This window comes from Verrucomicrobiota bacterium, from assembly GCA_039192515.1.
Classification (GTDB): domain Bacteria; phylum Verrucomicrobiota; class Verrucomicrobiia; order Methylacidiphilales; family JBCCWR01; genus JBCCWR01.
Genome location: JBCCXA010000039.1, coordinates 17,518 through 27,605 on the forward strand (window position 1 = coordinate 17,518; position 10,088 = coordinate 27,605).

The following is a 10,088-nucleotide window of genomic DNA, read 5'->3' on the forward strand; positions in this document are numbered from 1 at the left end:
ATCACTATCCATGTCTCAGCCAAAAGTTATTGGTGTTACCCTGGGTGATCCAGGTGGCATAGGCCCGGAGATTATCGAACAGGGCCTATCACTGCTGAAACCAAAAAAAAGCATTTCCTATCGCATCATAGGTACAGCCGGAAAATGTCGACCTGGAAATCTGAATAGAGCATCGGCCCAAAAAGCATTGGCTGCTTTGAATACATCGGTAAAGCTTTTGAAAAGAGGAGAGATTCACGCGGTAGTCAATGCACCCGTAGCAAAACATTCCCTGCATCAGATTGGTTTTACTTTCCCGGGCCAAACTGAATTTTACGCTCGGGCGTTTGGGCTGAAAAATGAAGAGGTTACCATGATGATGACTTCCAGTAAGTTAAAAGTCTCATTGGTTACGACGCATTGCTCACTTCAAGAGGCGATAAAAAGTCTCAGCAAAAAACAAATCAAGGCTACAGTCAGGAGAACAGTAGCCATTTTGAACCGTATGAAGGTTACTAAGAAGCGCATCGCTATTTGTAGTCTCAATCCTCATGCCGGGGAAGAAGGCCTATTTGGTCAAGAGGAAAGCAAAGTGATAGCACCAAGCATTCAGGCTTTATCAGGCCAGTACCCAGACTTCGAGATGAATGGGCCATGTGTGCCGGATGCAATATTTAGGCAAGCTATGAAAGGAGAATTTTCGGCCGTGGTATGTATGTATCATGATCAGGGTTTGATACCCTTTAAGCTGGCGGCATTTGAACAAGGTGTTAATCTAACGCTTGGTTTACCCTTCTTGCGCTGCTCACCTGATCACGGCACTGCGGTAGATATTGCTGGTAAGGGGGTAGCAAGTCCTAGAAGCTTTATGTCTGCATGTCGCCTAATGGAAAGACTTTTACGATGATTGTTTCTGCTCAGAGAACAGACCTAGATAAGGTTCAATTTATTCAGTCGCGAATGCCTGAGAGTGGTCTCTTTGCTGAAAAAAACTGGTTGATTTCACCTGAGCCATTTGCACTGAGCGGTGAGCAATTGGAGTCTTTACAGAAGCTGGGAGACCGTTTACATGTCTTCGCGCAAGCCTGTAACTTGCTCTACAGGCAGAGTTGCGAAGGTAAGGCCCCAAGTTGGATTGCAGAGTGGCTAGATGCAGGAAAACCACAGGAGCTTGTAGAAATTTCTAGAAGTAAGGCATTAAAAAATCAATTACCTGTTCTTATTCGTCCTGATTTGATCTTAACAGAAAATGGATGGGCTTTGACGGAAATTGATTCTGTCCCGGGTGGTGTAGGACTAACCGCTTGGCTCAATCAAGTATACAGCCAATTGGGCTATGATCCGATTGGTGGGGAACACACTATGGTAGATACAGTCCAACGGCTTTTTTCTCACCACCATTGTGTCATATCACAAGAGGCTAGTGATTACCGGCCAGAATGGGAATGGTTACTGGGTAAAGAAAATGTCTATGATGCAGAAAGCTATCAATATGGCGATAAACCCGTATATCGCTTTTTTGAAAATTTCGACTGGGAGTCACTCGAAGAACTAAGGACTTCTTGGAGTGCTGATAGGCAAATAACGCCTCCACTTAAACCGTTTATGGAAGAGAAGCTGTGGCTAGCACTTTTCTGGATAAAACCGCTAGAATCTTTTTGGATTAGAGAACTAGGCCGCCGCTATTGGACAGACTTACAAAAAATTATTCCCTACAGTTGGGTGGTGAATCCTGACCCCCTACCTCCTTATGCCGTGTTGCCTCAATTGAATGTTCAGAGTTGGAACGAAGTCGGTCAGTTTTCTCAAAAACAGCGAAACCTTATTTTGAAAATATCTGGCTTTTCAGCGTTGGCTTGGGGGTCCCGTGGAGTTTTACTTGGTTCGGATGTAAGTGGTGAAGTTTGGAAAGAAGCCATTCACAAAGCGATGGATTCCTTTTCCACGAATCCATACATTGTCCAAGAATTTAAGAAAGGACAGTCTTTTGAAGTTTCTTATTGGGATGAGCCCAGCAATGCTTTTAAGAACATGAAGGGAAGGGTAAGAATCTGTCCTTACTATTTTATCGAAGAAAATAAGTCTCATCTAACAGGGGCCATGGCCACCATTTGTCCTTTAGATAAAAAGCTTATTCATGGCATGCAAGATGCCATTATTACACCTGTATGCGCAACGACTTGAAGGCTGATTGAAAATCACCAATATTCCACAGGAATACGCATAAACCTTTGTAAATCCTTCTGAGTTTAAACTTTACAACCTTTGCCAATTGATTAGGTTAATCTCTACAATGTGTTATGATGGTTAAGAAACTTTTACATACCAGGTACCGAGTTAACGACTTGGATAAAACCGTAGCATTCTATGAAAAAGTATTGGGCTTAGAAGTAATCAAAAGACACGAATCTCCTCGTGGCTCTAAACTCGTTTTTCTCAAAACCCCGAATAGCGATGAAGAAATAGAGATTTGCTATTTTCCAGACAGTGGACCTGTGGAAGTGCAGGCTGATTTGACGCATTTAGCTTTTGAGGTAGAAGACATCGAAGCCTTTGCTAACCATGCAGCCGCACAAGGTTACCCTCTAAGTGATGGTCCTACTGTCTCTAAAAGTTCAGGGAGTATCTTTGGTTTTGTAGATGCTCCTGAAGGCTATGAAATCGAGCTAATTCAAAGAGCAAGGTGATCGTCAGGACAAAATACCATGGTTAGAAATGATAGCAGGTCTCTTATTATTGCTCCCTCAATTCTAGCGGCAGACCGCGGATACTTTTTCGACGAGGCCAAGCGTGCTGCAGAGAGTGGAGCAGATTGGCTCCACGTAGATATCATGGATGGACATTTCGTTCCCAACATCTCCTTTGGGGTTGATTTCGTTCCTACATTCCGTAAAGCAGTAGGCGGATTAATTCTTGATGTTCATCTCATGATTGAGCAGCCTGATCGATACGCTAGGAGTTTTATCGAAGCTGGAGCAGATATCTTAACAGTTCACCTTGAAGCCAGTCATGAAGTGGAAAAAACAATTACTATTATTCATGATATGGGGTGCAAAGTTGGGCTTGCCATCAACCCCTTAACCGAGCTTCAACATGCTCTACCTTTGCTGCACCGAATTGATCTTCTGCTCTGTATGACTGTCAATCCAGGATTTGGTGGACAACCATTTATCATCGAAGTTTTGGAGAAGGTTCGCCTGGCTCGTGCATATTGTGATCAACATAACCTAGAGGTTGATATTCAAGTGGATGGAGGCGTCAACATGATCACTGCAGGACCTTCCGTAACGGCTGGAGCAAACGTTCTTGTTGCCGGAACAGCTTTATTCAAAGAAAAAGATATGGCCGCAGCAGTTATGGAAATGCGCTCCAAGGCCACAGAAGTCTCATCAGCCGGCTAGAGACTTTTAGTACAACAACTTATTTCTGGTGAAAACCACTTTCTTCTAGCTGGCATTCATGCCATATTTTCAACTCTCAATTTATGTCCACCGAGCTTATAAGAAATTTTTCGATCATCGCACATATTGATCACGGTAAGACAACCTTGTCGGACCGGCTCTTGCAAAGCACGGGGACCGTGGAACTGCGTGAATTACAAGAGCAAATGCTTGATTCCATGGATCTTGAGCGTGAACGCGGAATTACTATTAAGGCTCACCCCGTCACCATGGCTTATAAAGCTAAAGATGGCAAAACCTATCGTCTCAACTTGCTGGATACCCCCGGACATGTTGATTTTAGCTATGAGGTATCTCGAAGCCTCTCTGCTTGTGAAGGCGCTATTCTCATAGCAGATGCTGCTCAAGGAGTAGAGGCTCAAACAGTGGCCAACGTCCATCTCGCTCATAAACAAGACTTAACCATTGTTCCAGTTATCAATAAAATTGATTTGCCTAATGCGGACATTCCCGGAGTACAAGAACAGCTTGAGGAGATTTTGGCTATCCCTGCTGATGAGACGATACCTGCTAGCGCGAAAACGGGTTTAGGTGTAGAGGATATCTTAGAAGCAATTATTGAACGTGTTCCTCCACCTAATGAGCCAAAGGACGAATGCTTGCGCTGCTTAGTCTTTGATTCTGTCTTCGATTCATATCGCGGCGTCATTTGCTACATACGAAATTTCAGTGGGCATATTGAACAGGGAGATGCAGTTACCTTCATGCAAGCTGGGCAAAAGTATGAAGTCAAAGAAGTAGGCATTTTTACCCCGAAAATGCTCAAGACAGATAAATTGGGGCCTGGGGATACTGGCTATGTCATTGCCAATATCAAAAGTGCATCTGATGTTAAAATTGGTGACACTATCACCCACTCAGTGAAAGGAGCTGCCGAACCCCTGCCTGGTTTCCAAGAAATTCACCCACTTGTTTTTTCTGGAATTTACCCCATCAATACCTCCGATTTTGAAAAGCTAAAACTGGCCATGAATAAATTGAAACTTAACGATGCCGCACTGACCTTTATAGCAGAGAGTTCTGTGGCTTTAGGTTTTGGGTTCCGCTGTGGCTTTCTCGGCCTACTTCATATGGAGATTATCCAAGAGCGTCTGAGGCGTGAATTTGATATGGATATCATCTCCACATATCCCAGTGTCATTTACCATGTCTACAAGACCAATGGAGAAATGCTCGAAGTTGATAACCCAACTAAACTTCCGGACCCATCGGTTATTGACCGCATTGAAGAGCCTACAGTTAACGCAATCATTCTCTGCCCAAACGATAATATTGGAGACATGATGCAAATGATTATGGACCGCAGGGGTATCTGTGAGAATACGGAGACCATAGACCATAGGCGTGTTAGCCTCACGGTAAACCTCCCGCTTAATGAAATCTTGGTTGACTTTAATGACCGGATAAAGAGTATGACACGAGGCTACGGCTCCATGGACTATGAGCATGGGGAATATAAGCCCTCAAAGCTTGTGAAACTAGATATGTTAGTCAATGGAGAACCTATGGATGCATTCTCTAGTATTGTCCACACAGATAAAGCAGCTCCTAGGGGGCGCGCTCTAGCCGCTAAACTAAAGGAAGTCATTCCTCCGCAACTTTTCCGAGTGGCTTTGCAAGCTGCTGTGGGTGGCAATGTTGTTGCCCGTGAGAATGTTAAAACGGTGGGTAAAAATGTAACGGCTAAATGCTACGGTGGTGATATTACTCGTAAACGCAAACTTCTAGAAAAACAAAAAGAAGGAAAGAAGCGCATGAAGCAATTTGGCAAAGTGAACATTCCCCAAGAGGCTTTTATGCAGGTCCTTAAGGCCTAGTTATTAATCAAGAAAGTAGACCTCATGTTTTCCAATAAAATTAAAAAAGCTGCTAAAGATCTTCAGCACTTTATCCAGAAAAAGACTCGCTATAATAAAGATCTTTTATCTGAAGAGGAACTGGATGACGTAGAGGTCTTATCCAAAGAGGTCCAAGCATTTAGTAAAAAAGATTTTAAAAAAAATGATACTGAGGCCCAAGAGGAATTCGCAGAACTTGAGAAGAGGGCTCTTAAGTTATTTCCCATTAATACAAAAAACGTGGGCATCATTGAAAATGTAGAAGTTTTTTTTGTGGCCATCGTTCTGGCACTTGCACTGCGCAGTTATGTTCTACAACCGTTTAAGATCCCCACGCATTCGATGAGACCCACATTGTGGGGCATCTCCGCTAAAGCCGTGGACCCCAGCACTGAAAAGCCCAATGTATTGATTCAGCTCAAAGATGCTGTTTTTCATGGAACCACACATCACCGAGTTGTGGTTCAGGAGCCTGGAAAATTAAAAATGAATCCATTTGGTGAACCCATTTTCCAGCAGAGTAGACTGTTCGGAATCATACCTTTTCTAAATGAGACTAGTTTTCAGATTGGAAAACAGAAATATAAAATTTGGGGATCCATAGGTGATCTTCAAGAGCTCTTTAAAGAAAATCCTGATCTTTTCAAGGAAATCAAGACACGCCGCTATGAGAAAGGAGATGTCTTTTTAAACTATACACGCAGCGAGGGAGATCATATCTTCGTGAATAAAATCGCCTATCATTTTCGAAGGCCTAACCTTGGTGAAGTTTTTGTCTTCTCCACAGAAAACATACGTCGTATCAATCAATCTAGGCGTGCTTCTGGAGAGCAGGTAATCGGTTCTCAATATTATATTAAACGTTGCGTAGGGACAGAAGGTGATACCTTGGAAATAAAACAAGATGATCCACATCTTTATGTGAACGGTGAAATTTTGGGGACTGGCCTTAAAAATGATTACATCTTCTTTGATGGCATTTATTCCATGGATAATGGTTATCATGGTTATGTTTATGGAGATGAACTGGGCAATGGACTTTTTCTTACCCGTTATAATCCTAAATATACGATCCCAGATAGATCTTCTTGGGCCATGGGAGATAATAGTAGAAACAGCTCTGATAGTCGTGCGTGGGGCAGAGTCCCGGACGATAATTTAGTGGGCACAGCGTTTATTGTTCACTGGCCTTTCACCAAGCGCTGGGGCCTGATTAAATAGTATGGAGATGTTTACTCTTTGATTCTTACAACTGTATAAGGTTTTTCGGCTAAGGATTTGCCATCATTGAAAGCGGGTGCTCGGTTGAGTTGATTAACGGTAACGACCACGCTTTTATCAGGAGCAATGTAGGCGGCATCAGGCCAAATGAGTTGTTTATCATCTTTGATCCATGTTTTCGTTCCAGAGTCATCCATCATGCTTATGGCATTTTCGTCAACATTTGTTACATAGACGACCCCATTCTCACCAGCAGCAATACCATCACTGGAAGGCTTATCTCCATACGTTTCTATTTTGCTTTCTATTTCCTCGTCAGATTTTGCATAGTCTCCAAGTATCTCAGATGGGACGCGATAAAGTTTACCAGCAGTCATAGTTGAGAAATAAACCCATTCATTTTCCGGATCTATAGCAATAGGGTTCAATCCGAGCTTGATAGGATAAACAAAACCATTGGCATCTTTAGTCTGCATGGCTTTACCTTCAGCAATAATGGGTGACTCATCTGGTTGATAAAATGGATGGCCTGACAATACGCGACGTGTTTGACCCGTGCTTAAGTCCAAGACAATGATGGCAGGTTCACTTTTATCAATAAGATTTCCTCGAGACATATCTGCAACGAAAACCCTCTGACGCTTTTCGTCTATAGCAAAATCTTGGAGAAAGGAATTAGCAACTCGAACTTCTTTAGGAATTACATGAATGGCTTTTAGCCTATTGTTTCTCGTATCCCAACCGACCAACTTTGGTGAAATATCCTGATTTCCCATATCCATCCACCATAAGGCACCATCTTGAGTTGCTTGAATGCCTATGACTGCAGCATGATTCTTGGATACTTCTTCATTCGGGTAAGGTACTGCCTTGCCACTTTTTAAAATCATGATTTTAAATTCAGGTTGATCAAACGGGTGCATGGAGATGTAAACCGTGCCATCGGGTGTTACAGCAGGATTACCGGGGCGCTGGTCGAGTTTACATATAACTTTGAGTGAAGGGCCCGCCAGTAAAACAGAGGCAGAAACGAAAAGTGAATAAATGAGTACTTGAATGCATTTCATGTTGTTAAAAGTAATCAATATGAGTGGATTCGCAATGATCTAATCCCCATTTATAGTTCATTTATTATGAGCATAAATTTGCGCGTAACACCTTTTTTGCACTAATTTAATGTATATCCAGTCGATCGAGCTGCCCAGAATGAAAATTTAAATATTTTACTAAATACTGATTGGCACAGGCCGAAATTTGCAATTATTAATTATTTAACCTTCGAAATAGTACCATGAGCAAAGTAGACCCAGTAGAAAAAGCCAACTCACATAAAGATCCTAGTGCAATTGAATATGCCATTAATAGAGTTCAGGCTGTCATAGAGTTTGAAGTAGATGGAACAATCATTACAGCCAACGACAATTTCCTAAAAACGCTTGGATACACTTTAGAGGAAATACAAGGCAAACATCACCGAATCTTCTGCGAAGAAGCTTACACGGCCACAGAAGAATACAAAGCACTATGGGATGACTTAGCAAAAGGTAATTTCCGTTCTGGAGAATTTAATAGAATCACAAAAAGTGGGGAAGAAATATGGATAGCAGCTTCCTACAATCCCATTATGGATGCGCAGGGCAAGCCCTACAAGGTCGTTAAATTTGCCACCGACATCACCAAACTAAAGAAAAAAAATGCGGAGTATGAGGGCAAGATAAACGCCATAAACAAATCCAAAGCTGTCATTGAATTTGAACTAGACGGAACGATTATTACGGCAAACAACAACTTCCTAAAAACGGTCGGATACTCCTTGGAGGAGATACAAGGTAAGCATCACCGAATTTTTTGTGAATCTAAATATGTAGAAAGCCCTGACTACAAAGTCTTTTGGGAAAAGTTAGGTAAGGGAGAGTTTCACAGTGGTGAGTATAAGCGAGTCGGTAAAGAAGGTAATGAAATTTGGATAAATGCCACCTATAACCCCATCTTTGATGTTCAAGGAAATCCTTATAAGATAGTTAAATATGCCACAAATATTACTGAGCAGAAAGTGATGAATGCTGACTTTGAAGGCAAAATAGCTGCCATCAATCGATCACAAGCTGTGATTGAATTTACCCCCAACGGCACTATCTTAACGGCCAATGAAGCCTTTCTGGTGACCACAGGCTATTCGCTGGAAGAAATTAAAGGGAAGCATCATAGAATCTTTTGTGAACCCGAGTATGCTGAAAGCGTGGACTACAGACTCTTTTGGGAAAAACTGGGAAGTGGAGAATACCACGAGGGCCGTTATAAGAGAATTGGAAAGAATAAGGACACCATCTGGATTCAAGCTATCTACAATCCTATCTTCGATGCCGCTGGCAGAGTGACAAAGATTGTCAAATTTGCGAGTAACATAACCCCTCAGTTAGAACTCGAGCAGGAAGTCGTGAGGATAGCCAACGAATTTGCTCAAAGTACCAAGGAAATATCTCAACAAGCAGAAAAAGTAGCGAATGGCGCACAACTTTTGGGGGCAACTACCGAGGAAATGAATGGTTCGGTAGAGGAATTGAGTGCTTCTATTGATTCCATTGCCCAAAATAGTAAAGGTGCCGATGAAATTGCTCGCAATACGCAAAATGAAGCCAACAGTGGAGCCAGGGCTATTGAGAAATCAATCGAATCCATGGACCTCATCAATAAATCTTCGGAGGAGATCAGTGAAATTGTCAAAGTTATTAGTGAAATTGCTAACCAAACCAATCTCTTAGCTTTTAATGCTGCGATTGAAGCCGCCAGGGCAGGCGAGCATGGTCTAGGATTTTCTGTGGTGGCCGATGAAGTCAGGAAATTGGCCGAAAGATCTTCGCAAGCTACCAAGGAAATTACAAAATTGATCAATGAATCAGTGAAACGAGTCAGTCAAGGTAGCGAAATATCCAAGGAGGCCTGCGAAGCTTTTAAGAAAATTGTTGATGGTGTTTCCAAGACCACTACTTCCATTTCTGAGATTACTGTAGCAGCTCAAGAACAACAGACTGCTGCTCGAGATGTAACCGATGCTATACAACAAATCGTTGATTCTAGTGAAAAATCAGCGATCGCCTCAGAGTCTATAGCAGGATCTACTAAGCAACTATCCAAAGGCTCAGAGCACCTCACTCAAGAGGTGGCCAAGCTTGCAGCCTGATAGAAGGCCTTACACTTAGCACTCTTGACATGCATAAAATTAAGGGAGTCTTAGAGATAAGGTGAGAATTGCGCCTTCTAATGGAGTGGACTGCTTCCTGGACAATTCAGGGAACTATGTCGATGGGACGACTGTGGTGAATCTGCAGGATAACTCGAGCTCCTCAGTTCTGACTACCAAGAATTTAGATCTAAGTGATTACACCGAACTGATCGTGGAATTTGATTACCAAGTGGAAGACTTTGAAGAAGGGGAGGACTTTTGGCTGCAACTATCCACCGATGGAGGCAAGACCTACGAGAGAGTGGTTACTTTTGTCAAGGATGTGGATTTCCTGGATGATGGCACAGTCTATCTCGAATCCCTGGTGATTAAGGGATATAAGTTGACCAAGAAAACGCGCATTCG

General features: G+C 42.5%; 9 protein-coding genes. 8 read left to right on the forward strand and 1 reads right to left on the reverse strand.

Going from position 1 to position 10,088, the window contains the following annotated elements; translation table 11 throughout:
• The first annotated feature begins 10 nt into the window (after positions 1-10).
• From pdxA to lepB, 6 genes are all read left to right on the forward strand, one after another.
• Entirely contained in the window at positions 11-886 is an 876-nt protein-coding gene (gene pdxA / locus AAGA18_13655; GenBank protein ID MEM9446384.1) for a 4-hydroxythreonine-4-phosphate dehydrogenase PdxA, read from the forward strand.
• A complete protein-coding gene (locus AAGA18_13660) occupies positions 856-2,163 on the forward strand; it encodes a hypothetical protein (protein MEM9446385.1) in 1,308 nt (435 codons plus the stop codon). Before pdxA ends, AAGA18_13660 begins: the two co-directional genes overlap by 31 nt.
• A gap of 119 nt (positions 2,164-2,282) precedes the next feature.
• Positions 2,283-2,666: a VOC family protein gene (locus AAGA18_13665; GenBank protein MEM9446386.1), complete on the forward strand. Its 384-nt coding sequence runs from the start codon at positions 2,283-2,285 to the stop codon at positions 2,664-2,666.
• 18 nt (positions 2,667-2,684) lie between these two features.
• A complete protein-coding gene (gene rpe / locus AAGA18_13670) occupies positions 2,685-3,380 on the forward strand; it encodes a ribulose-phosphate 3-epimerase (GenBank protein ID MEM9446387.1) in 696 nt (231 codons plus the stop codon).
• 83 nt (positions 3,381-3,463) lie between these two features.
• Positions 3,464-5,257, forward strand: coding sequence for a translation elongation factor 4 (gene lepA, locus AAGA18_13675; GenBank protein MEM9446388.1), 1,794 nt, complete (start codon positions 3,464-3,466; stop codon positions 5,255-5,257).
• A gap of 24 nt (positions 5,258-5,281) precedes the next feature.
• On the forward strand, positions 5,282-6,499 hold the full coding sequence (gene lepB, locus AAGA18_13680; protein ID MEM9446389.1) for a signal peptidase I: 1,218 nt from the start codon (positions 5,282-5,284) through the stop codon (positions 6,497-6,499).
• An 11-nt stretch (positions 6,500-6,510) separates the two neighbouring features.
• On the opposite strand, the gene AAGA18_13685 is transcribed toward lepB, so the two are convergent.
• Positions 6,511-7,566, reverse strand: a complete 1,056-nt coding sequence (locus tag AAGA18_13685; GenBank protein ID MEM9446390.1) for an L-dopachrome tautomerase-related protein — start codon at positions 7,564-7,566, stop codon at positions 6,511-6,513.
• Between the two features lie 224 nt (positions 7,567-7,790).
• Here AAGA18_13685 and AAGA18_13690 point away from each other — a divergent pair, with 224 nt between their 5' ends.
• Both AAGA18_13690 and AAGA18_13695 read left to right on the forward strand, forming a co-directional pair.
• Positions 7,791-9,680, forward strand: coding sequence for a PAS domain-containing methyl-accepting chemotaxis protein (locus AAGA18_13690; protein ID MEM9446391.1), 1,890 nt, complete (start codon positions 7,791-7,793; stop codon positions 9,678-9,680).
• 61 nt (positions 9,681-9,741) lie between these two features.
• Positions 9,742-10,088 (forward strand): hypothetical protein (locus AAGA18_13695; protein ID MEM9446392.1); only part of this gene is annotated, 347 nt, incomplete at its 3' end.

What these genes read in the sequence shown, in the direction of transcription:
- AAGA18_13660 (MEM9446385.1), top strand. Translation starts at nt 856, where the DNA reads ATGTCGCCTAATGGAAAGACTTTTACGATGATTGTTTCTGCTCAGAGA.
- AAGA18_13690 (MEM9446391.1), top strand. Translation starts at nt 7,791, where the DNA reads ATGAGCAAAGTAGACCCAGTAGAAAAAGCCAACTCACATAAAGATCCT.
- AAGA18_13685 (MEM9446390.1), bottom strand. Translation starts at nt 7,566, where the DNA reads ATGAAATGCATTCAAGTACTCATTTATTCACTTTTCGTTTCTGCCTCT.
- pdxA (MEM9446384.1), top strand. Translation starts at nt 11, where the DNA reads ATGTCTCAGCCAAAAGTTATTGGTGTTACCCTGGGTGATCCAGGTGGC.
- rpe (MEM9446387.1), top strand. Translation starts at nt 2,685, where the DNA reads ATGGTTAGAAATGATAGCAGGTCTCTTATTATTGCTCCCTCAATTCTA.
- lepA (MEM9446388.1), top strand. Translation starts at nt 3,464, where the DNA reads ATGTCCACCGAGCTTATAAGAAATTTTTCGATCATCGCACATATTGAT.
- AAGA18_13665 (MEM9446386.1), top strand. Translation starts at nt 2,283, where the DNA reads ATGGTTAAGAAACTTTTACATACCAGGTACCGAGTTAACGACTTGGAT.
- lepB (MEM9446389.1), top strand. Translation starts at nt 5,282, where the DNA reads ATGTTTTCCAATAAAATTAAAAAAGCTGCTAAAGATCTTCAGCACTTT.